Here is a 21370-nt window from a genome sequence, read left to right as displayed (position 1 = left end):
CACGGCGCACTGCAGGTCGACCCTCAAGGAGAGTCCGAGTCATGAAGAAGAGCATCAGAAGGTCCGCCCTCGTGGTGTGTGCGGCCGCGTCGGCGCTCGGCCTCGCCGCCGTCCCGTCCTCGGCGGTGCCCTCCACGGTCTGGACGGTCAGCCCCTCCCCGGCCGCCTTCAAGGCCGTGAACGTGGGCAACATCGTGCTGACCGCCACCATCCCCATGACGTGCACGACCTCGACCGCGGCCGGGACGATGGCGAGCACCACCGGCAACCCCGGGGACGTCGCCGACATCACCACCATGAACTTCGGTTCGTCCACCTCGCCGTGCACCAGTGTCCTGGGCAACGTCACCACGACGTCGGTCACCCCCTGGGACGTCGTCGCCCTCGACTACACCGCCTCCACCGGTGTCACCAAGGGCTACGTCGGCAACGTCAAGGCCAACGTGACCGCCGGGGCCTGCAAGTTCACGGTGACCGGCAAGGCCTCCGGCACGTACACCAACTCCACCGGCATCCTGGCGATCAACAGCACCAGCGGTGAACTGACGGTCACCAACCCCGTCAACTGCGGCGCGGTCGTCACGACCGCCACCAAGCCCACCTTCAAGGGCAACTACGCCGTCACGGTGGCGAGCACCGGCGCCATCCCGACCATCGTCGGCTCCAACCCGTAGGCCGCCGACGCGTCCTGTGCGCCCGGCCGGCACCCCGGCCGGGCGTTCGCGGGCCGGTGCCGCGCCCGAGAAGAACCGGTCTCCCGTCCGAGCCGTCCGAGCGGAGTCGTATGAAAGCCAAGCCAGCCGCCGCCCCGCGGGCGCCCCGGGCCCGGGTGCGGACCACGTCGATCGCCGCGTTCGTGGTGCTCGCCGCCCTGGTCCCGACCACGGCCTCCGCCTCGGGCACCCAGGAGATCGAGGCAGAGCTCCCCTACGTCTGCACCCTCCCCTCGGGGCCACTGCCCGCGACGGTGCGCCTGTCGGCCGACTTCCCCGGGCGGGCGGCGGCGGGCGAGGCGTTCACGCCCTCCGACGTCACCACCACCGTGGAGCTCCCGGCCCAGGCGGTCGCGGACCTCACCGCGCGCGGCGCGGCCGAGGTACGGGCGGCCACCCGGCTCGCCGTCGGCGTCGCCCAGAACTCGGCCACGGCCACGGCGACCTGGCGGGGAAGCGCCGAGCCTGACGCGCTGCCCGCGTCGGGGCCGCTGACGCTCATCGCGCGGGGCGACGTCCCCTCGGTGGCCGGCCGGGGCGACGGCGACCTCACGTTCTCCGCGGGCGCCCTCGCGATCGACCTGGCGCTCGGGGCGGCGGACCCGGCCACCGCCGACCCCGGCTCGCTGACCGTCGACTGCGCCCTCGCCGAGGACGCGCCCGAGCAGGGCCTGCTGGCCACCGTACCGGTGGGCACGGGCGAGCCGGCGCCGAGCGGTTCGCCGTCCTCGCCGGGGCCGGTCGAGACCTCCGGGGCGCCGGACGACGCGCAGCAGGACCGGCCGGGGGACCGGGAGCCGGAGCGGCAGTCGGACCGGTCGCCGAAAGTGCTGGAGAACACCCCCGGCGCCGCCGCGGACCGCGACGAGGTCCCGCCGTGCCGCTATGACGAGCAGCACCCGCCCACGGACGTCTCGCTCAACGCCTACGTCACCGGCTACGCCAACGTGAAGAAGATGAAGGGCGCCGCGTACCTGCCGCCGTCCTGCGTGCTGATCGAACAGGGGCTGCCGGCGCCGGGGCCCGCCGACCCGGAGTACCTGATCTTCGACACCGTGTCGTACGGGAACTTCCACTACCGGGAGCGCGAGCAGACCCCGCCCTTCGAAGCGACCTTCCTGTCCTTCGACTTCGCCCCGGTGAAGGCCACCATGGTGCTGGAGCAGACGGGCCCCCTGCGGATCGACTCGCGCATGAAGATGCGCCTGTCCGACTTCACCACGATCACCGACACCTACGTCCGGGCCCCGCTGATCGTGCGCGTGCTGGATCTGGAGGTCAACGGGACACGTCTGGAGGTCGGTTCGCAGTGCCGGACCGAGACGTCCCTGACCTCCGAGGACCCGGATCCCGCGAACTTCCCCGGTGACCACCTGGTGCTGTACGGCCGGGGCGAGCAGATCATCGGCCTGCCGGCCACCGGTTACCTGCTCCTGAGCGGTGGTGTGCTGTCCGGCGAGACGGCCATTCCCGCCTTCACCGGCTGCGGCACCGACGGCGAGGACCTCGACCGGCTGCTCACCGCCTCCGTCTCCGGTCCCGGCAACCACATCAAGCAGGTCCAGGGCCAGACGTGCGCGATCGCCGCCCCCGTCTTCCCGAGCCCTGAGAACGAAGGCCAGTGCACCGAGGACCTCCAGCCCTACGAGATCCCCGTCGCCGAGCGCTGATCCCCCGACTCCCACCTCCACGGAAGGCCACCACCATGCGCCCGATCTCCCCCCGTACCCGGCTCGCCACCGTGTCCGCGCTGACCGCGCTCGGCGCCTTCGCCTCGCTGGGCACGGCGACCGCGGCCGACCCCGTGCTGAACGGCGAGTGGGCCCCCTTCACCCGCTGTCCCGTGGACGCCCCGGCGATGCTGGCGGCCGACGGCTTCGCCAAGACCCCGCAGTGTGTGGTGTCGACCTCGGCGAGCGGCTCCATCAAGCTGGGCGACACCACCGTGACGACCGGCAGGACCAACCTCCAGTTGGGCGTCGTCCAGAACGCGGACGGCACCAGCACCGTGGTCGCCCCCGCCTCCGGCGCGCTGGTGGCCGAGCCCGCCACCGTGCCCGGCGGGCTGCTCGGCCTGATGTGCCCGAGCGACATCTTCGTGATCACCGGCATCTGCGAGTCGCTGGAGAACTCCAGCCTCAACAAGATCACCGCGACCATGGAGTCGGTCGGCGCGCCCTACGCCTTCGACCAGACCGCGGGCGTCCTCACCGACCTGCCCATCGTCGCCCTGCCGGTCCGCATCCACCTGCAGAACCCGCTGCTCGGCGACAAGTGCTACATCGGGACGGCCGCCAACCCGATCGTGCTGCGCCCGGAGAACCGCACCTTCCCCGAGTTCGGCATGAGCTTCTTCCAGGGCGACGGCACCGTGGACGCGGCCGGCGAGATGAGCCGGATCAACCTCACCGGCGCCACCCAGAACGACGGCGCCTTCGCGGTGCCCGGCGCGACCGGCTGCGGTCTGAACGTCGGTCTGATCAACGCCGCGGTGAACGCGAAGACCGGTCTGCCCTCCGCCGCCGGGAACAACAGCCTCACCCTCAACGACACCCGGACCTACCTCACCGGTCTCAACGCACCGGGCACCGTGGTCCCCGACGCCGGCAAGGTCCTCTCGAAGAACTGGCACTCGGCCGTCAACTAGCCTGGTGACCAAGGCGGTTGGCGACACACACAACCGTGACACGATTCCTCCCCAAGAGATGTACAACACAACAAAGTTGATTTACCGTCTGCTTGCCAGACCGGTGAACGCCTTGGACCGGTCCAGGCTCCGCCCGCGAGGGCGGGGCCCGGTCGGCCCACCCCACCGGACATGTCGACGGCAAGGGATCACACATGCCCGCAATCGCGCGTCCCTCGGTGCTCGGTGAACCACTCGATCCCCTCCCCAAGAAGTTCGCGGCCTTCATGCGCCCGCTGCTTCCGGGGCTGCTGAACGAGATACGCACCGAGGTCACCCGCAGCTATCCGGTGTACGGCAGGCTGCTCAACGGCCCGGACGGGGACGCGATCCGCCAAGGCGTCGAGCAGGCGCTGACCGCCTTCGTGGACCGGGTGGCCGACCCCTCCAGCAGTTCGGAACTGCGGGACGAACTGCTGCGCCGGTTCGGCCGGGTCGAGGCCTACGAGGGCCGCGACCTGGAGGTGCTGCAGGGCGCCTACCGGCTCGGCGCCCGTATCGCGCTGCGCCGGGCCAAGACTCTGGGACGGCAGTACAGCCTCTCCCCCTCGCTGATCCTGGCCTTCGCCGACGCGCTCTTCGCCTACGTCGAGGAGCTGGAGGCGATCACCCGGGAGGGGTACGCGGAGGTCCGGGAGCGGGCCGCCTCCGAGGAGTCCGCGTTACGAAGACAGTTACTGCACTTCCTCCTGGCCGCCTCCCCGCTCCCCCGCACGGCCGTCTCCGAACTGTGCAAGGCCGCCGCCTGGGAGCTGCCCCGCTCGTGCTTCCTCGTCGCCCTGCGCTCTCCGGCGCCCGAACACATCCAGGCGGGCCTCGACCGGGACGTCCTCGCCGACCTGGACATACCGCAGCCGCACCTGCTGGTGCCGGGGGACCTCACACCCGCCCGCCTCGACATGATCGGCACGGCCCTGGCCGGCACCCGCGCCGCGGTGGGCCTGACCGTACCGATCACCCAGGCCGCCGACTCGGTCCGCTGGGCCCGCCGGGTGCTGCAACTCGTTGACGACGATGTCATACCCGACGCCCCGCTGGTCCGCTGCGAGGACCACCTGACGACCCTGTGGCTGCTGTCCGACTCCGCCCTGGTCGACCGGATCGCGGCCCGCGAACTGGCCCCGCTGGACGAGTTGCCGGCCCGGCGGCGCGACCGGCTCGTGGAGACCCTGCGCGTGCACGTGTCCACCCGGGCGCCCGCGGAGCAGGTCGGCGAGATGCTGGGCGTGCACGCGCAGACCGTCCGCTACCGCCTGCGGACCCTGGACACCTACCTGGGCGACCGGCTCGCCGACCCCGACCACCGCTTCGCCATCGAGGTGGCCCTGCGCTCGCTCCACCTGCGGGGCCACGGCGACGCGGAGTGACGCCCCAGGAGGTCGACGCCGAGCTCGGGCGTGCCGCCGTCGTCGCCGTCGTCGATGCCCGTGGCACCGGCGGCGGTTGACGTCCGGAGAACACCGGGTGCCGTAGATGGCCGGCGGGTGAATTCGAACCGGAGAGTCACCGCAGCCGCGCCCGCCCCGGCCCCTCCCCCGCCACCATGGCCTCCCGTGTCACCGTCCTGAGGGGGAGCCGGGCGTGAGTCTGTCCTGGGGTTCCGTGGCCGCCGTCCTGGGCCTGGCCGTGCCCGTCGCCGCCGCGCTGTGGGAGTTCGTGCTGGCGGGCCGCAAACGGCTGGGCTACCGCGTCCAGTTGGACACCACGATCCGGGACTCGGCCGCCTCGGGGCCCGACACCACGGTGCTGCAACGCATGCAGTGGGACGGCACGAACCTGCGCGACCCCTCGGTCGTGCTGCTGCGGATCGAGAACGCCGGCTGGAGCCCCGTCGTCGCCGGCGACTACGTCGCTCCCGCCAGCGATCCCGTGGGCATACGCATCGCCTTCCCCGGCCGCCGCGTGGTCGGCATGACCGTCACCGAGCGCAGCCCGCAGGTCCCGCCCACCTTCTTCGTACCGGGGGCCGAGGGCTTCGAGACCACCGGCCGGGAGATCAAGCTGCCCAAGGTGATCCTCAACCGCCGGGCCCACTACAAGGTCCTGGCGGTCCTGGACCGCGAAGAGGGCTTCACCGAACCCGAGTTCCCCGAGCCCGAGGTCACCGCGGGGATCGTCGGCGGGGTGCGCGGCGGGAACATCAAGAAGACCGCCTACTACCCCTTCGCCTCGCGCCAGGTCCGATGGCTGCTCGCCTCGCTCATCCTGGTGAGCGCCACCCAGTCCGCGTTCACCCTGGCCGGGGGCGACGAGGGCGTCGCCGCGCCGCTGGACTGCGCCGCCGGGACCCTGTACCTGTCCGGTTCCACGGCCTTCGCCCCGGTGCTGCGGGAGGCCGCGCGGCAGTACGAGCGGACCTGCCCGGACGCGCGCATCCCGCTGACCGCCACCTCCTTCAAGGGCAGCGTCGACGGGCTCGACACCCTGGCCGCCGCCGGTGCGGGCGCCCACCTCCCGGACGCCCGGGGGCTCGGGAACCGACTGTCGTTCAGCGACGGACCGAAGTCCGACGGCCGCCCGCGGCTGCTGCCCCGGCCCGTCGCGCTGTCCCTGTTCACCCTCGTCGTGCACGCGGACGCGGGGGTCGAGGACCTGTCCCTGGAGCAGGTACGGGACATCTATGCCGGGACCGTCACCAACTGGAACCAGGTCAAGGGCAACGACGTGCCCATCCACCTGGTCAGCCGGAACCCCGGCTCGGGCACGCGCACCACGCTCGAACGGCAGGTCCTCGACGGCCGCCCCCTCCCGGCGGTGACCACGCCCGACTGCGCCGGGCTCGACCGGGACCGGCCGTGCCGCTGCGAGGTGGGCGGCACCGGGACGCTGCTGGACACCGTGGCCTCGACCCCGGGCGCCCTGGGGCACAGCGAGGTCGGCGCCGCCGCCGCGCGCGACGACCTCCGGCAGATCCGCATCGACGGCTACCCGGCCACCCTGGAGGGTGCCGACGAGGGGGCGTACCCGTACTGGCAGACGGAGATCGCCTACACCTACGGCGAACCGCCGGCCGACTCGATCGCGGCGGGCTTCCTGCGCTACCTCGCCGCCGAGGTCGGCAAGGACGTCATCCGCTCCAAGGGCCACCGCCCCTGCGCCGAACTGGACAAGCCACTCCTGTGCCGACCGAGCGGCGCACCGACGGCGAGGTGACCCCCGGGGAGGTCCCCACGGCACCCCGCCGCACCCCGCCGCACCCCGCCCGGGGGCCTACGGGTTCTCCCAGGCCGCCGGTTCCGCCGCCAGTTCGCGCACCGGGGCCGGCAGCGCGTCCGCGGCGAGGTCGGCGATCGTCACGCCCTCCAGGATCCGGCGCACGTTGGCGCGCAGCGCCACCCACAGCGGCAGCAGCGGCCCCGCCGTACCCGTGTACACCAGCCCCGTCGGCCGTTCGCCGCGCACGGAGACGATCGGGCCGTCCACCGCCCGGATCACGTCCGCCACCGTGATGGCCGCCGCCTCCCGCGCCAGCCGGTACCCGCCGCCCCCGCCGCGGCGGCTCTCCACGACACCGCCACGCCTCAGCTCCCCGAGGATCCCCTCCAGAAATTTGTGCGGAATGTCCTGCGCGGCGGCCACGTCCTCCGCCTTGACCGGGCATTCGTCCTGCCGGACGGCCAGTTCCAGTACCGCCCGTACCGCGTAGTCCGCACGCGCCGAGATCCTCATGCCGACCATTGTGGCGCGCGCTGGGACAATGGCCCGGCACAGGCGTCCCGCGCAGCCGACGGGACCAGAGGTACGCGCGCAACAGGAGAGGCTCCCTTGGAGCTCAGCAGGTCCACCAGGCTCGGCAGACGAGCGTTCAGCGCCCTCGCGGGCACCACCGTCCTCGGTCTCGCGCTCGGCGGCAGTGTGAGCGGCGCGGCGCTGCCCGCCGCCGGCGCTCCGGGCCCCGTGCCCACCGGACCGCCGCCCGGCCCGCCCGGTGCCGACGGCCGGCGCCACCGGGTCGCCCTGGACCGGTACTCCCTGCTGGTGGACGGTAGGCGGCTGGCCCTGTGGTCCGGCGAGCTGCACCCCTTCCGGCTGCCGAGCCCGTCCCTGTGGCGGGACGTGCTTCAGAAGATGCGGGCGTACGGCCACAACGCGGTCAGCGTGCGCCTCGCCTGGAACCAGCACTCCCCCGCCCCCGGCCGGTACGACTTCACCGGCGTCCGGGACCTCGGTCTGTTTCTGCGCACGGCCGCCGAGTGCGGTCTGTACGTCGTCCTGCACCCCGGCCCGTACATCGGCGCCGACGTGGACGCCGGGGGCCTGCCCGGCTGGCTGACGACGGCCGGGGGGCGGGCCAGGACCACCGACCCGGCCTATCTGCGCCACGCCGACGAGTGGCTGGGCCGGGTCAACGCGATCGCCGCCCGGCACCAGTTCACCCGGGGCACCGGCACCGTGCTGCTCTACCGGGCGGACACCCCCGAGCGCGCCGGCCTGGACCACCTGCGCGAGCGGCTGCGCGCCGACGGCATCGAGGTGCCGCTGCTGCACGCAGGCTCCCCGCCCCTCTGGGAGGAGCCGGAGCGGACCCGGGACGCCGCCGAGGCGCGGCGGGCCCACTTCGACCGCCTGGGGCGCGGGAGCACACTGCACAACGTCCGGACGGCGTTCGGCGGCACCTCGTGGGGATGGCTGCCCGCGCCCTCGGCGCCCTCTCCGACGTACGACCCCACCGCGGCGATCGACGAGGCGCGGCGGCCGACGGACAAGCTCGCTCCGCTCCACCAGCTCGGCCACCTCCTGTGCCACGTCCCCGACTTCACCCGGATGACCGAGGCGCCGGCGGTCCGGGCCGCGAACCCCCGCCTCCGGGTGCGGCACCTGGCCAACCCGGACACCGGCGCGCACGCCTACGTGCTGCGCAACGACTCCGCGGCCGACATCACCTCGAAGCTGCCGATGGGCGGGACGGACGTCGAGGTCACCGTCCCCGCCCGGGACGCCAAGCTGCTCGCCACCGGCCTCCACCTGGGCGCGGGGCGCAGGCTCGGTTACGCCACCGTGCAGCCCATGCTGTCGCTGAGCGTCGGGAAGCTGGACATCGCCGCGTTCGTGGGACGGGCCGGCGAGATGGCGCACCTGGCCCTGGACTGTCCGGACGAGCCCTGGCCGACCCGGCTGGACGAGGAGGCCGCCTGGACCTTCGACCACGGCAGGCTGCACGTGATGGTGCCGCTGCGGGAGGACCGGCTGACCCGGGTGCGGGTGCGCAGCGGCGAGACCGACCGCACCCTGCTGCTGCTCTTCGCCGACGACGCCGCCTCGCTGCGGCTGTGGCCGTACGAGACCCCCTCGGGCCGGGTCCTGGTGCGCGGCCCCGAGCTGCTGCGCGAGGCCGCGCTGGACGGTGCCGTGATCCGGCTGACCGGCGACACGGTCGAGGAGCGCGAGCTGGAGGTGTGGGCGCCGCCCGGCATCACCGACGTCACCTGGAACGGCGAGCCGGTGCAGTCGGGCCTGGGCCGCGCGCTGAGCCTGATGACCGTGTGGCCACTGCCCGGGGTGCCGGACCTGGTCCTGCCCGCGCTCGACGGCTGGCGGCGGCGCGCGGAGAACTTCGAGGCGCGGCCCGACTACGGCGACGAGGGCTGGACGGTCGCCGACCGGCGCACCTCGCACGGCACGACCCCGGTCCCCGACGGGCAGCCGGTGCTCTTCGCCGACGACTACGGCTTCCACTACGGCGACGTCTGGTACCGCGGCCGCCTCACCGGCGCCTCGGGCCTGGAGTCGGTGTCCCTGTCGTACCGCACCGGCGCGCACGGCCTGCTGATGGCCTGGCTGGACGGGGAGCCGCTGGGCACGCACCGCGTGGACCGGTCCGGCGGGAAGAAGGACGGGGCGGGCACCTGGACGGCCACGGCCCGCTTCCCGCTGCCCCGGTCCCTGCGCGCGGCGCTGCGCGGGCCGCGGGGCGAGGACGACGCGCCCGTCCTCTCCGTCCTGGTCCGGCGCACCCAGCACGACCAGGACGCGTACCGCTCGGCCCGCGGGCTGGCGTCGGCCCGCTTCGAGGGCGCCTCGCCCGACGTGCGCTGGCGGATCATGGGCGCCGCCGCCCCCGACCCGGTGCGCGGGCCGCTGAACACCGGCGGGCTGTACGGGGAACGCCACGGCTGGCACCTGCCCGGGTACGACGACGGCGCCTGGGAGCGGGTGTCCCCGGCCACCGCCCCGGAGGAGGACCGGCGCCAGGGCGTGACCTGGTACCGGACCACGTTCCGGCTGGACGTCCCGCCGGAGGTCGACGCCTCGGTCGGCCTGGTCCTCGACGGCGCCCCGGACCGCGACGTGCGCGTCCAGGTCTTCCTGAACGGCTGGAACATGGGCGAGTACGTGGGCGGCCGCGGGGGCGCCCCGCACCCCTTCGTCCTGCCGAACGGCATCCTGCGCACCCGCGCCGCCGCCAACACCCTGGCCCTCGCGGTCCTGTCCGACGGCGACACCCCGCCGGGCCCCGGCCCGGTCCGCCTGGAACTGCTGGGCAGCGCGGCCGGAGGGGTGCCGGTGAAGCCCGTCGCCTCCCCGGCCCGGCGGCGCGGTTGACGGGTCTCGCGCAACGGAGGCCGAGAAGGCCCGGCCGCCTTCGGTGCGGGGCGGGCCGGGGGCGGGGCGGGGCGGGGGCGGGCCGGGGGCGGGCCCGGTTCAGCGCAGCCGGATCACGTTCCAGGACAGCGGTTCCAGGGCGGCGGTGAGCCTGCCCTCGCTCAGGGCCGTGCCGTCCACCGGGTGCGGGACGACCCGCTCGGGCTCGGCGAGGGTGTTGCGGGCGTCGGGGTCGGCGTCCGCGAGGGCGCTGTGCTCGACGACCTCGCTCAGCGCCAGGCCGCCGAGGGCGACCTCCAGCGGGAGGGCCTCGGTGCGGGAGCGGTTGACGGCGAAGACGGTGACCGAGCCGTCCTCGGCGCGCACGGCGGTGGCGTGCAGGAGGTCGGCCTCGCCGTACTTCGCCGTCTCGTACCTCGGGGAGTCGACCCGGACGTCGAGCACCTCGCCGCGGCCGTACCGCGAGGCCTGGGAGAAGGGGAAGAACGTCGTCTGGCGCCAGGCGGGGCCGCCCGGCTCGGTCATGATCGGGGCGATGACGTTGACGAGCTGGGCGAGGCAGGCGACGGTGACGCGGTCGGCGTGCCGCAGCAGGGCGATGAGGAGCGAGCCGAAGACGACCGCGTCCATGACGCTGTAGTTGTCCTCCAGCAGGCGCGGCGCCTCGGGCCAGTCCAGGGCGCTCACCTGGGCCTCGGTCCGGCTCATGTACCAGACGTTCCACTCGTCGAAGGAGAGGTTGATCCTCTTCTTCGACTTGAGGCGGGCGCCGACGTGGTCGCAGGTGGCGACGACGTTCTCGATGAACGACTCCATGTCCACGGCGGAGGCGAGGAAGGAGTCGACGTCGCCGTCGTGCGGTTCGTAGTAGGCGTGCAGGGAGATGTGGTCGACGAGGTCGTAGGTCTCCTTCAGGACCGTCGCCTCCCACTCGGCGAAGGTCTCCATCGCCTGGCTCGACGACCCGCAGGCGACCAGTTCGACGTCGGGGTCGATCTGGCGCATGGCGCGGGCGGTCTCGGCGGCGACGCGGCCGTACTCCTCGGCGGTCTTGTGGCCGGTCTGCCAGGGGCCGTCCATCTCGTTGCCGAGGCACCAGAGCCTGATGCCGAAGGGGTCCTTGTCGCCGTGCTCGGCGCGCAGGTCGGACAGGGCCGTGCCGGAGGGGTGGTTGGCGTACTCCTGGAGTTCCAGGGCCTCGGCGACGCCGCGGGTGCCGAGGTTGACCGCCATCATGGGCTCGGCCTGGGGGCCGATCTTCTTCAGGAAGGCGATGTACTCGGAGAGGCCGAAGCGGTTGGTCTCGGTGGAGCGCCAGGCGAGGTCGAGGCGGCGCGGGCGGTCCTCGACGGGGCCGACGGAGTCCTCCCACTTGTAGCCGGAGACGAAGTTGCCGCCGGGGTAGCGGACGGTGGTGACGCCGAGCTCCCGGACCAGCTCCAGCACGTCCTGGCGCAGGCCCTCGGCGTCCGCGGTGGGGTGGCCGGGTTCGAAGACGCCGGTGTACACGCAGCGTCCGAGGTGTTCGACGAAGGAGCCGAAGAGGCGGGGGTTGACGGCGCCGACGGTGAAGGCGGGGTCGAGGGTGAAGCGGGCGGTGCGCATCTTTTCCTTTCGGGGAGGACGTGTCCTCGTACGGGACTGCGGGGCTGCGGGACTGCGGGGCTCGCTACTGTCCGGCCAGGCCCGTGTGGGCGACGCCCGCCACGATCTGGCGCTGGAAGAAGACGAAGACGACGATCAGCGGCAGGCCGGCCATCAGGCCGCCGGCCATGAGCTGGGCCCACTGGATGCCGTAGGAGTTCATGACGGTCGCGATGCCGTTCGGCATGGTCATCAGGTCGGGGTTGTTGGTGACCATGTAGGGCCACAGGAAGTTGTTCCAGGAGCTGATGAAGGTGAAGATGCCGACCGCCGCGAGCGAGGGGCGCGAGAGCGGCACGATGATCGTGAAGAAGACGCGCCAGCGGCCGGCGCCGTCGATGAAGGCGGCCTCCTCCAGCTCGCGCGGGATGCCCTGGAAGAACTTGTAGAGGATGTACACCATCGCGGCGGGCGCGCACTGCGGCAGGATCATGCCCCAGTAGGTGTCGACCATTCCCATCTGCTGGACGCTGGTGAACAGCGGGACGCCGAGCACGGCCGGGGAGACCATGAGCCCCGTCATCACCACGCCCATCAGGGCGCCCTTGCCCCGGAACTCGGTGCGGGCGAAGCCGTATCCGGCGAGCGCGGCGACCAGCAGCACGATCGCCGTCACGCACACCGACACGACCAGCGAGTTGACGAACCAGGCGGTGATGTTGCCGGTCTCGAAGAGGGCCTTCCATGCCTGGCCGGTCCAGTCCTCGGGCAGCCAGTGGGTGGGCACCTCGACCGCCTCGGTCTCCGACTTGAGCGAGGTGAACAGCGCCCAGACGAGCGGGGCGAGGAACACCGCGGCGACGGCGGTGCCGAGCAGGGTGAGCACGATCTGGGCGGGCGTCCAGGCCCTGCGCGGCCTGGCGGCCGGGGTCGTCTGCGCCGCGGCGGTGGTCATCGGCCGCCCTCCTCACGGTTGCGCAGCAGCCACATCCGGGCGAGGGCGACGGCCGCGATGAGCACGAAGAAGATGATGGAGATCGCGGAGGCGTAGCCCACGCGGTAGCTGGTGAAGCCCTGTTCGAGCGTGTACTGCACGAAGGTGCGGGTGGAGTCCTCCGGGCCCGGCCCGAAGTCCTGCATCACGACGGCCTGGTCGAAGACCTGGAGGGAGGCGAGGATCTGGAGGGCGACGACGAGACCGGTGATGTGGCGCAGCATCGGCAGCGTGATGCGGACCGCGCGGTGCCAGGCGTTCGCGCCGTCCAGCTTGGCGGCCTCGTAGAGGTGGGCGGGGATGCCCTGGAGCGCGGCGAGGTAGAGCAGGAAGCTGAAGCCGACGGTCCACCACAGGGTGGTGATGACGACCGCGAGCATCGCGTACGACTTGTCGGTCAGCCAGGGCGTGTCGAGGCCGAGGACGTGGTTGACCATGCCGGTGCCGGGGTTGAAGAGCCACTGCCAGAGGTTGGCGGCGACGGTGGACGGCAGCAGGAACGGCAGGAAGAAGCAGAGCCGCCACAGCCACGTGCCGCGCTCGATGTGGTGGGCCAGCATCGCGAGGAGGAAGGCGAGGACGGTGATGCAGGGCACGACGAGCAGCGTGAAGTACGCGCTGTGGCCGAGCGCGTCCCACATCAGCGGGTCCTTCAGGGCCTCGCGGTAGTTGTCGAGGCCGATGAAGCTCGCGCTGTCGCCGGAGATGTTGGCGTCGGTGAAGCTGAGGTAGAGGCCGCGCAGCAGCGGCCAGATCACGAAGAGCGCGAAGAGCGCGAGGAACGGGGCGACGAACCAGCCGCCGTGCTGGAAGCCCTGCCCGCGGCGGAGGCCGGCGCGGTCGGCGGCGGTCTTCGCACGCGCCGGGCGGATGGTCGTTTCGGCGCTGGTGGCGGTCATGCGGCGCTCCCTCCCTGCGCGGCGGTGCGGCCGTCCATGGGGTTCTTCATGGCGAGCAGTTCGGTGAGCGTGCCCTTCATCCGGCGGGCGGCGGCCTCGGTCCTCGCGGAGCCGGTCGTCGAGGAGACGACGAGGGGGCCGACCCGCTGGGCGAGGATGCCGGTGGACCCGGCGAACCACACCTTGGGCTCGGTGGCCTGGTGGTCCATGGCCGAGACGTACTCGTTCTGCGGCTTCAGCCTCCGGTACGCGGCCGTGGCCAGGGTCGGGGTGTAGGCGGGGATGTGGCCGCCGGCCGCCCACTGCCGGGCGTGCTTGACGACGTAGGCGGCGAGCCGGTGCGCGCCCTCGTTGGTGGCGCCGCCGCGGCCGGCCTGGTGCGGCAGGACGAAGGAGTGGGACTCGGCGTGGGTGGCCCGCCTGCCGAAGACGGGCGGCAGCGGGGTGGCGCCGTAGTCGACCTTCGCGGTGTCGAAGACGGGCACGGACCAGTTGCCCTCCCAGGCGAACGGGGAGCCGTTGACGAACTGTTCGGCGCCCGCGTTGCCGCCGAAGGCGGGGTTGGCGTAGCCGTCGGCGACGTGCTTGCGCAGGAACTCCAGGACCTGGGCGGCCTTGTCGGTGTCGAAGGTGACCTCGGTCTTGGCGTCGTCGAACCAGGTGCCGCCGAGCTGGGTGTAGAAGGCGACGAAGAACCACCACTGGAAGTTCTGGTCGTTGTGCCACAGGCCGATGGTCTGCAACCCCTTCGCGGTGGCCTTCCTGGCCTCCTTGAGCACGTCGAACCACTCGTCGGTGGAGGTGACGGGCACCATCCGGCCGTCCTCGCCGAGCAGGCCCGCCTTCTTCAGCACGTCCTTGCGGTAGAAGCAGAGCTGGACGTGGATGTCGAGCGGCAGCGCGTAGAGCCTGCCGTCGACGACGGCGCGCTTCCACAGCTCGGGGCTGAAGTCCTCCTCCCGGACGCCGTACTTGGCGAGCAGCGCGGGGTCCCAGGGGTCGAGGAGGCGCCCCGGCGAGAAGCCGGTGACGCGGCCGAGGTGCATGACGCCGAGGTCGGGCGCGCGGTGGCCGGCGGCGGCCATGGCGAGCTTGGTGTAGAAGGGGCTGCCCCACTGGAGGGTGGAGTCCTTCACGTCGATGCCGGGGTTGTCCTTACGGAAGGAGTCCAGCATCGCGATCATGTTGTAGCCGTCGCCGCCGCTGAAGAGGTTCCAGTAGCGCACCCGGGTGTCCGCCCCGGAGGCGAGCGCGTCGGCGCCGGTGCCGAGGGCCGCGAAGCCGAAGCTGCCCGCGACCGTCAGACCGCCGGCCGCGGCCAGGAAATGCCTGCGATTCAGGCCAGGTCGTCCCATGCCCTGCCCCATCTGTCGTCGTTCGGAGGTTGTCGTTCCGTGGTGGTCGCGCGGAGCTGTCGTTCGACATACCGGATGTCGCTCGTAACTTCGAACGGGAAACGTAGGTGGCAAGCGCTTGCGCGTCAATGGTTCGGACAGGATCGGGCCGGAGCGCGCGCGGAGCGGACGGACGGGCGAGGGGCACCGTCTCGGCCACCCGGCGACCGGTGGGCGCCGGGAACTGGCCCTGGGGCCGCGCGTCTTGGCATATTGCAGGGGTGACCGAAGGACGGCCGGGGGAACGAGGAGACAGCGGTGCGTACCAGGAAGGAGATGCGGCGTCTGGCTGACGCCCTCATCGACCCCATCCAGGTGGCCGTGCCGGCCGATCCCGAGGTGCTGTTCGAGGCACTCGTGGCCTCCGTCAGCGCGTGGCGGGGACGGGAAGTGGTCGTGCACCGGGCGGCGTTCCCGCCGCACACCGCGAGTGGACTGTGGCTCGAGCGCGACAGCCACGACGACGTGGTGGTGGACGAACGCGCCGCCGTCTGGCACCAGATCGTGATCCTCTGCCACGAGGTGTGGCACATGAGCCGCCGCCGGGCCGAGGAAGGGGCTCAGGCGGAGGACCGGGCGGGCGGCCCGCGCCGGCCGGTGGCCGCGCGCACCGACTTCTCCCTGGCCGAGGAGCAGGAGGCGGACCGCTTCGGCATGCTGATGGGCAGCCGGCTGCGCACCTGGCTGGACGCCTCCACCGACTCGGTGTTCGCCGCGGAGGGCGGTGGCCCGGCCAGCCCGCAGAGCCTCGCCGGCCGCATCGGGGCCGCCCTCAACTACCGGGGGACGACCGGATGAACGGCCTGATCAACTACGTGAGTTGCGCGGCGCTCTGGCTCGGCCTCGCGGTGCGCGCCCCCGACCTGCTGCGGCACCGGCACGATCCGTATCTGCGGGCCATCTGCGCGGTGCTGGGACTGGCCGGGCTCTGCTTCCTGCTCGGGGCGCCGCCTACGGTCGGGGCCGTCAACCGGCTGAGCGGCGTGCCCAACCTCGCGGCACCGCTCACCTACGCGGCGATCACCGGGTACTGCGCCGCCTCCCAGGTCCTCGTCGTCCACTGGCGCGGGGGACCCCGGGTGCGCCGCACCGCCCGCCGGTGGACGCTCGCCTACGCCGGCGTGGTCCTCGGCATCGCGGTGGCCTTCGTCCTCGGCGACGCGCCGGTGGAGCGCCGCACCGATCTGGACACGTACTACGCGACGACCCCGTTCATCGCCGAGATGATCGTGCTGTACCTGCTCGCGCACCTGACCGCGGTGACCGTCACGACGGTGTCCGCGCTGCGCTGGGCCCGGCAGGTGCGCGGCGGACTGCGGGCCGGTCTGCTGCTGCTCGGGGCCGGTTCGCTGTGCGGGGCCGGTTACAGCGTGGTCAAGCTCGTCGCGGTGGGCGCCCGCTGGTCCGGGCACGACTGGTCGGCACTCGGCACCACGGTCTCCCCGGCCGCCGCCGGCCTCGGCGCGCTGCTGGTGGTCGTCGGGGTGCTGGTGCCCCTGGTGGCCCCGCGGGTGGCCGAGTGGCGGCGGGCGGGGCGCGCGTACGCCCGGCTGGGGCCGCTGGAGCGGGCCCTGGACGACCTGCTCGTCCGGCGGGCGCTGCGGCTGCCCCGCCCGCGCTTCGCCTCGCCCGCCACCCTCCTGATGTGGCGCCGCACCAGCATCCACAACGCCCTCGGCCACCTGGACGCGTACGGCGACCGGGACCTGTACGACCGGACCCGCGCCGACACGCTGGCGGCGACGGGCGATCCCGAACTGGCCGGGGCGAGTGCCTGGGCCGCGGTGATCGTCGACGCGCTGCGGCGCGAGGCGGACCCCGGGCGTATGTCGCCGCCCGCGTCCGGCACCGGCCGCTCCCTGGCCCCGTCACCGGATGCGGCGACCCTCGCGAGGATCGCCGACGTGCTCGCCGGTGCCGTGCGCGTACCGGCCGCGTCCGCCGTGCCGAGCGGCCGGACGACGGCGGGCACCGCGTGAGGGCCGACGGGTTCGGCGACAGCCACGGCGAGCACCGCGTGACAGCCGACGGGTTCGGCGACAGCCACGGCGAGCACCACGTGAGGGCCGACGGGTTCGGCGACGGACGCGGCGGTGATCCGGGCGGCCGCGCGGGCACCCGGCACGGCCGGGACGCACGGGTCCCGCACGAGAGGAGTGGTCGGTCGTGAGTCTCGTCGTCTACCTGGCGGCACTGGTGTTCGGCATGACCTCCGTCCTGCTGTTCCGCCGTCCGCGCACCGCCGTGAGCAATCCGCTGACCCTGTCCACCTGCGTGGCGATCGTCCTGGGCGCCCTGGTCTTCGTGTGCGCCGCCCCGGCCACCCTCGGCACGGTCAACGAACTCACCGGGGTCCCCAACTTCGGGGCCCCGCTCACCTACGGCATGCTCTCCGCGTACAGCTGCGCGGTGCTGGTGCTGCTGATCAACTGGCGGGGCGGCCCCCGGCCGGTGGTGCGACGCGCGGTGGTCCGCAGCATGGCCGCCTACGGTCTGCTGGTCCTCGCCATCGTCGTGCTGTTCGTGCTCGCCGATGCGGACACCGAGCGGCTGACCGACCTCGACACGTACTACGCGGGCACCCCGTTCATGCGGGAGATGATCCTCCTGTACCTGCTCGGGCACAGCGCGGCGATGCTGGTGATGTGCGCCGTCTGCGTCAAGTGGAGCCGTGAGGTGGGCGGTCTGCTGCGGGTGGGGCTGCGGCTCATCCTGCTCGGGGCGCTGCTGGACCTGGTGGGGTTCCAGCTCACCAAGTACACGGCGGTGGCGGCGCGGTGGGCGGGTCACGACCTGGACTTCCTGTCCACCACGGTGGCCCCGCCCATGGCCTCGCTGGCGGCTCTGGTGTGTTCGGTGGGCTTCGCCCTGCCCCGGCTGCTGCCGTCCGTGCTCGCCCACTGGCGGGGGCTGGACGACTACCGGCGGCTGGGCCCGCTGTGGTCGCTGGTGAAGTCGGTGTCCACGGCGCCCAGGCAGCCGTCCGTGTGGTGGCGGCTCCCCCGGGCCCGGCTCCAGTGGCGTGAGGTCTCCATCCACGACGCCCTGCTCACCCTGGCGCCGTACTTCGACCACCGGGTGCGGGAACGGGCGCGGGACGCCGCCCTGTGCGCGGGCCGCTCCGCCCACGAGGCCCGGCTGGCGTCGGAGGCGGTGATGCTCGCGGACGCGGCGCGCCGGGCCGCCGCCCACGAGGACCCGCCCGACGCGAGCGGGTCGTACCGGCTCCACGCCACCGAGGTGCCCGGTCCGAGCGGGCTGGTGGAGCTGTCCCAGGCGCTGCGCCGCCCGCCCGGCCCGGCCACCGCGCCCGGCGGCCCCGACCCGTCGTCCCTGACCGGAACGCTGACCGAACCCGAGGAGCCCCATGTCGCGTAGAGCTGTCGTCGTCGGTGCCGGACTGGCCGGAATGCTGGCCGCCGCCGTACTGGCCGACGCGGGGGTGGAGGAGGTCGTCGTGCTGGACCGCGACGAGCTGCCCGACGGTCCCCGTCCGCGCCGCGGGCTGCCCCAGGGGCGGCACGCGCACCTGCTCATGACCGGCGGGCTGGCCGCGATGGAGGAGATCGTGCCCGGCCTCGCCCTGCGCAAGCGGCTGGTCGCCGCCGGGGCCCACGAGATATCCCTCAGTTCGGGCATGCTGGCCCGCACCCCCGAGGGCTGGCTGCGCCGGTGGCGGAGCGAGGGGCCCGTCATGCTTACCTGCACCCGGGCGCTGGTGGACTGGACGGTACGGGCCGCGGTGCTCGAACACACGCCGGTCGAGGTGCGCCGGGCGGTCGCGGTCGGGCTGACCGGGTCCGCGGGGCGGGTGCGGGGCGTGCGGGTCTCGGGGCCCGACGGGGAGGCGGACCTGGAGGCCGACCTGGTCGTCGACGCGAGCGGACGCGGTACCCGGGTCGTCACCTGGCTGGCGGGGCTCGGGGTGTCCGGCGTCCGGACGCGGACCGTGGACTCGGGACTGGTCAACGCCTCGCGCGTGTACCGGGTACCCGCCGGGGCGGAGCGGTTCCCGCTGACCATCGTGCAGGCCGACCCGTACGTGTCCCGGCCGGGCCGGAGTGCCATGGTCATGCCCATCGAGGGGGACCGCTGGCTGGTCAGCTGCGGCGGCACGCGCGGCGGTGAACCGCCGGCCGATCCCGAGGGCTTCCTGCGGTACACGCTCGACCTGCCCGACCCGATCGTCGGCCGGCTCGTCTCCGGCGCCGAACCGCTCACCGACGTGCACCTGAGCCGGTCCACCAGCAATGTGCGGCACTACCTGGACAAGGCGCCGCACTGGCCGGAAGGGCTGGTGGTCCTCGGCGACGCGCTCGGCACCTTCAACCCGGCCTACGGGCAGGGCATGTCGGTGGCCGCGTTCGGCGCCCGGGTCCTGTGCCGCGAGCTGGAGCGGGCCGGCCGCCTCGACACGCCCGGCCTGGCCCGGCGGGTGCTGCGGGGCGCGGCACGCCCGGTGGACGCGGCCTGGGCCATGGCCGTCGGGCAGGACGTCCTCTACCCCGGCACGCGGGGCGGCGGACGGCCGGGGATCGCCGACCGGGCGGCGACCGCGTACACGCGGCGCCTGACGAGGGCGGCGACCGGCAACCTCGCGGCGGCCTCCGCGCTCTGGGACGTCACCAGCATGCGCACGGCGCCGACCCGCCTGTTCCACCCCTCGGCCATCCTCGCCGCCCTCGCCGGCCCACCGCTCCCCCTGCCGGCCGGACCACCCCTCACACCCGCCGAACGCGAGACTCTCACCGGGCTCGACCGCACGGGCGCGTGAACGGCGGCCCCGTCGGCGCCGTTCAGCCCGCGAACGCGGGTTGCGCCACCCCCTGCCCCGCCCCGGGCACCACCAGCAGCGCACCCGCCAGCGGGTGCGGGGCCGGCAGGCCGACACGGGCCGTGGTGAGGTACAGGTCGGTCAGGTCCGGGCCGCCGAAGGCGCAGGCCGTGACGCGCGGGACGGGGAGGGTGATCACCCGGTCCAGGTCGCCGGACGGGGTGTAGCGGCGTACCGCGCCGCCGTCCCACAGGGCGACCCAGACACAGCCGTCGGCGTCGACGCACAGGCCGTCGGGGAAGCCCGCACCGTCCTCGATCCCGGCCAGGGGGCGGCGGTTCGCCACCCGTCCGTCCCCGTCGACGTCGAAGACGTCGACGCGGCGGGTGGGGGTGTCGTTGTAGTACATCAGGCGGCCGTCGGGGCTCCAGCCGGTGCCGTTGCTCACCGTCACGTCGTCGAGGACGGTCTCGGCGGTGCCGTCGCCGGTGAACCGGGTCAGCGTGCCCCCGCCGCGCGCCTCGTCGTAGCGCATGGTGCCCGCCCACAGGCTGCCGTCGGGGGCGACGGCGGCGTCGTTGCCGCGGCGGCCGGGGACGGGCTCCCGGTGCAGCCAGCGGAAGGTGTCGTCGGGGTCGAGCAGGCCGATCCCGTCCCGCAGATTGAGGACCAGGCCGCCGCCCGCGCGGGGCTTGACGGCGCCCACGTGCTGGTCGGTGCGGCGCAGTGTGCGCCGGCCGGTGGCCGGGTCGTAGGTGTGGACGCGGGAGTTCAGGATGTCGAGCCACAGCAGGCGGCCCGTCGCCGGGTCCCAGGTGGGTCCCTCGCCGAGGGACGCCTCCGCGTGGACGGCCACCTCGAAGGCCGTGCTGTTCGTCGTCATGCCGCGCTCCTGTGGCCGAGCCGCTCGGAGAGGTCGGCGGCGCCCTTGACCGCCAGTTGTTCGAGTTCGGCGCGGCGCTCCTCGCTCCAGCGGATCATAGGCACCGAGATCGACAGCGCGGCGACGACGCGGCCGGTGCGGTCGCGGACCGGGGCGGCCACGCAGGAGACGTCCGGGTTGGACTCCCGGCTCTCCACGGCGGTGCCGCGCTCGCGGATCGCGGCCAGCGCCTCGCGCAGGGCGGCCGGGTCGGTGATGCTGTTCGGGGTCATCGCGCTCAGCTCGGCGCCGTCCGGGAAGCGCGCGGCGACCTCCGGCTCGGGCAGGGAGGCCAGCAGCATCTTGCCGACGGACGTGCAGTGCGCGGGCAGCCGGCGCCCGGCCGCGGAGACCATGCGCACCGCGTGCGTGGAGTCGACCTTGGCGATGTAGATGACGTCCGTGTCCTCCAGGATCGCCACGTGCACCGTCTCGTCGCAGGTCTCGGCGACGGTCCGGGCGACCTGCTGGCCCTCCGCGGCGAGGTCGAGGTGCTCGGCGTAGCGGGCGCCGAGCTGGTACGGGCGCACGCCGAGCCGGTACCGTCCGGACTGCCCGGGGACCGGGACGATGTACTTCCGGGCGGCGAGCGTGGTGACCAGCTCGTGCACGGTGGTGCGCGGCAGCTGGAGCCTGCGCACGATGTCGGGGGCGGAGAGCGTGCCGTCCCCGTCGAGGAAGAGCTCCAGTATGTCGAGAGCCCGGGTCACGGCCGGCACGAGGCGTCCCATGTCCAGCCCCCTCCCTAGGTGTGTTCGAGATTTCAACAGGCGATCGGAATAGCGAACACAGGCTACTCATATCGCGTTTGCCTGGGCAATGGGCGGGCGTCGGCCCGTGGTCCCCCGCCCCGGTCCGCGT

Annotated in this window: 17 protein-coding genes; 10 read left to right on the top strand and 7 right to left on the bottom strand. The window is 73.4% G+C overall.

What is annotated here, in order from left to right; genetic code table 11:
* Positions 1 to 41 precede the first annotated feature (41 nt).
* From IE94_RS0109855 to IE94_RS0109830, 5 genes are all read left to right on the top strand, one after another.
* Entirely contained in the window at positions 42 to 674 is a 633-nt protein-coding gene (locus IE94_RS0109855; protein WP_030181193.1) for a hypothetical protein, read from the top strand.
* Positions 675 to 784: 110 nt separating this feature from the next.
* Positions 785 to 2383, top strand: coding sequence for a DUF6801 domain-containing protein (locus IE94_RS0109850; protein WP_030181190.1), 1599 nt, complete (start codon positions 785 to 787; stop codon positions 2381 to 2383).
* Between the two features lie 35 nt (positions 2384 to 2418).
* Positions 2419 to 3360: a hypothetical protein gene (locus tag IE94_RS0109845; protein ID WP_030181188.1), complete on the top strand. Its 942-nt coding sequence runs from the start codon at positions 2419 to 2421 to the stop codon at positions 3358 to 3360.
* Between the two features lie 194 nt (positions 3361 to 3554).
* Positions 3555 to 4766, top strand: a complete 1212-nt coding sequence (locus IE94_RS0109840; RefSeq protein ID WP_030181185.1) for a PucR family transcriptional regulator — start codon at positions 3555 to 3557, stop codon at positions 4764 to 4766.
* A gap of 214 nt (positions 4767 to 4980) precedes the next feature.
* The gene (locus IE94_RS0109830) at positions 4981 to 6552 is read left to right on the top strand and encodes a substrate-binding domain-containing protein (RefSeq protein ID WP_030181184.1); all 1572 of its coding nucleotides are present in this window, start codon (positions 4981 to 4983) and stop codon (positions 6550 to 6552) included.
* A 57-nt stretch (positions 6553 to 6609) separates the two neighbouring features.
* Here the strand turns inward: IE94_RS0109830 and IE94_RS0109825 are convergent, their stop codons facing one another.
* Positions 6610 to 7068 carry an RrF2 family transcriptional regulator gene (locus tag IE94_RS0109825; RefSeq protein ID WP_030181182.1) on the bottom strand — a complete coding sequence of 153 codons (459 nt, stop codon included), beginning with the start codon at positions 7066 to 7068 and terminating at the stop codon, positions 6610 to 6612.
* A 96-nt stretch (positions 7069 to 7164) separates the two neighbouring features.
* Between IE94_RS0109825 and IE94_RS0109820 the strand changes: the two genes are divergently transcribed.
* Positions 7165 to 9942, top strand: coding sequence for a beta-galactosidase (locus tag IE94_RS0109820; protein WP_030181181.1), 2778 nt, complete (start codon positions 7165 to 7167; stop codon positions 9940 to 9942).
* Between the two features lie 99 nt (positions 9943 to 10041).
* On the opposite strand, the gene arfA is transcribed toward IE94_RS0109820, so the two are convergent.
* The 4 genes from arfA to IE94_RS0109800 form a co-directional block, all read right to left on the bottom strand.
* Positions 10042 to 11547, bottom strand: a complete 1506-nt coding sequence (arfA, locus tag IE94_RS0109815; protein WP_030181179.1) for an arabinosylfuranosidase ArfA — start codon at positions 11545 to 11547, stop codon at positions 10042 to 10044.
* A gap of 64 nt (positions 11548 to 11611) precedes the next feature.
* Positions 11612 to 12481, bottom strand: a complete 870-nt coding sequence (locus tag IE94_RS0109810) for a carbohydrate ABC transporter permease (protein WP_030181177.1) — start codon at positions 12479 to 12481, stop codon at positions 11612 to 11614.
* The gene (locus IE94_RS0109805) at positions 12478 to 13419 is read right to left on the bottom strand and encodes a carbohydrate ABC transporter permease (protein ID WP_030181175.1); all 942 of its coding nucleotides are present in this window, start codon (positions 13417 to 13419) and stop codon (positions 12478 to 12480) included. The genes IE94_RS0109810 and IE94_RS0109805 overlap by 4 nt, the downstream gene beginning before the upstream one ends.
* Positions 13416 to 14774: an extracellular solute-binding protein gene (locus tag IE94_RS0109800; protein WP_030181174.1), complete on the bottom strand. Its 1359-nt coding sequence runs from the start codon at positions 14772 to 14774 to the stop codon at positions 13416 to 13418. Before IE94_RS0109800 ends, IE94_RS0109805 begins: the two co-directional genes overlap by 4 nt.
* A gap of 297 nt (positions 14775 to 15071) precedes the next feature.
* Between IE94_RS0109800 and IE94_RS0109795 the strand changes: the two genes are divergently transcribed.
* From IE94_RS0109795 to IE94_RS0109775, 4 genes are all read left to right on the top strand, one after another.
* On the top strand, positions 15072 to 15611 hold the full coding sequence (locus tag IE94_RS0109795; protein WP_030181172.1) for a hypothetical protein: 540 nt from the start codon (positions 15072 to 15074) through the stop codon (positions 15609 to 15611).
* Complete coding sequence (locus tag IE94_RS0109790) at positions 15608 to 16792, top strand: MAB_1171c family putative transporter (RefSeq protein ID WP_030181171.1); 1185 nt, start codon at positions 15608 to 15610, stop codon at positions 16790 to 16792. Before IE94_RS0109795 ends, IE94_RS0109790 begins: the two co-directional genes overlap by 4 nt.
* A 187-nt stretch (positions 16793 to 16979) precedes the next feature.
* Positions 16980 to 18191, top strand: coding sequence for an MAB_1171c family putative transporter (locus IE94_RS0109780; protein ID WP_030181168.1), 1212 nt, complete (start codon positions 16980 to 16982; stop codon positions 18189 to 18191).
* Positions 18181 to 19587, top strand: a complete 1407-nt coding sequence (locus IE94_RS0109775; RefSeq protein WP_106977792.1) for an FAD-dependent monooxygenase — start codon at positions 18181 to 18183, stop codon at positions 19585 to 19587. The genes IE94_RS0109780 and IE94_RS0109775 overlap by 11 nt, the downstream gene beginning before the upstream one ends.
* A 22-nt stretch (positions 19588 to 19609) precedes the next feature.
* On the opposite strand, the gene IE94_RS0109770 is transcribed toward IE94_RS0109775, so the two are convergent.
* Both IE94_RS0109770 and IE94_RS0109765 read right to left on the bottom strand, forming a co-directional pair.
* On the bottom strand, positions 19610 to 20470 hold the full coding sequence (locus IE94_RS0109770; protein ID WP_030181164.1) for an SMP-30/gluconolactonase/LRE family protein: 861 nt from the start codon (positions 20468 to 20470) through the stop codon (positions 19610 to 19612).
* The gene (locus IE94_RS0109765; RefSeq protein ID WP_030181161.1) at positions 20467 to 21240 is read right to left on the bottom strand and encodes an IclR family transcriptional regulator; all 774 of its coding nucleotides are present in this window, start codon (positions 21238 to 21240) and stop codon (positions 20467 to 20469) included. Before IE94_RS0109765 ends, IE94_RS0109770 begins: the two co-directional genes overlap by 4 nt.
* Between the last annotated feature and the right edge of the window lie 130 nt (positions 21241 to 21370).

Origin of the sequence: Streptomyces violaceorubidus, assembly GCF_000717995.1 — a bacterium.
GTDB classification, from domain to species: Bacteria; Actinomycetota; Actinomycetes; order Streptomycetales; family Streptomycetaceae; genus Streptomyces; species Streptomyces violaceorubidus.
This window is presented reverse-complemented; position numbering and strand designations above follow the sequence as displayed.

Bases quoted from the DNA above. Each gene is read 5' to 3' on its own strand.
- IE94_RS0109855 (WP_030181193.1), top strand. From the start codon at position 42: ATGAAGAAGAGCATCAGAAGGTCCGCCCTCGTGGTGTGTGCGGCCGCG.
- IE94_RS0109850 (WP_030181190.1), top strand. From the start codon at position 785: ATGAAAGCCAAGCCAGCCGCCGCCCCGCGGGCGCCCCGGGCCCGGGTG.
- IE94_RS0109845 (WP_030181188.1), top strand. From the start codon at position 2,419: ATGCGCCCGATCTCCCCCCGTACCCGGCTCGCCACCGTGTCCGCGCTG.
- IE94_RS0109840 (WP_030181185.1), top strand. From the start codon at position 3,555: ATGCCCGCAATCGCGCGTCCCTCGGTGCTCGGTGAACCACTCGATCCC.
- IE94_RS0109825 (WP_030181182.1), bottom strand. From the start codon at position 7,068: ATGAGGATCTCGGCGCGTGCGGACTACGCGGTACGGGCGGTACTGGAA.
- arfA (WP_030181179.1), bottom strand. From the start codon at position 11,547: ATGCGCACCGCCCGCTTCACCCTCGACCCCGCCTTCACCGTCGGCGCC.
- IE94_RS0109810 (WP_030181177.1), bottom strand. From the start codon at position 12,481: ATGACCACCGCCGCGGCGCAGACGACCCCGGCCGCCAGGCCGCGCAGG.
- IE94_RS0109805 (WP_030181175.1), bottom strand. From the start codon at position 13,419: ATGACCGCCACCAGCGCCGAAACGACCATCCGCCCGGCGCGTGCGAAG.
- IE94_RS0109800 (WP_030181174.1), bottom strand. From the start codon at position 14,774: ATGGGACGACCTGGCCTGAATCGCAGGCATTTCCTGGCCGCGGCCGGC.
- IE94_RS0109790 (WP_030181171.1), top strand. From the start codon at position 15,608: ATGAACGGCCTGATCAACTACGTGAGTTGCGCGGCGCTCTGGCTCGGC.
- IE94_RS0109775 (WP_106977792.1), top strand. From the start codon at position 18,181: ATGTCGCGTAGAGCTGTCGTCGTCGGTGCCGGACTGGCCGGAATGCTG.
- IE94_RS0109770 (WP_030181164.1), bottom strand. From the start codon at position 20,470: ATGACGACGAACAGCACGGCCTTCGAGGTGGCCGTCCACGCGGAGGCG.
- IE94_RS0109765 (WP_030181161.1), bottom strand. From the start codon at position 21,240: ATGGGACGCCTCGTGCCGGCCGTGACCCGGGCTCTCGACATACTGGAG.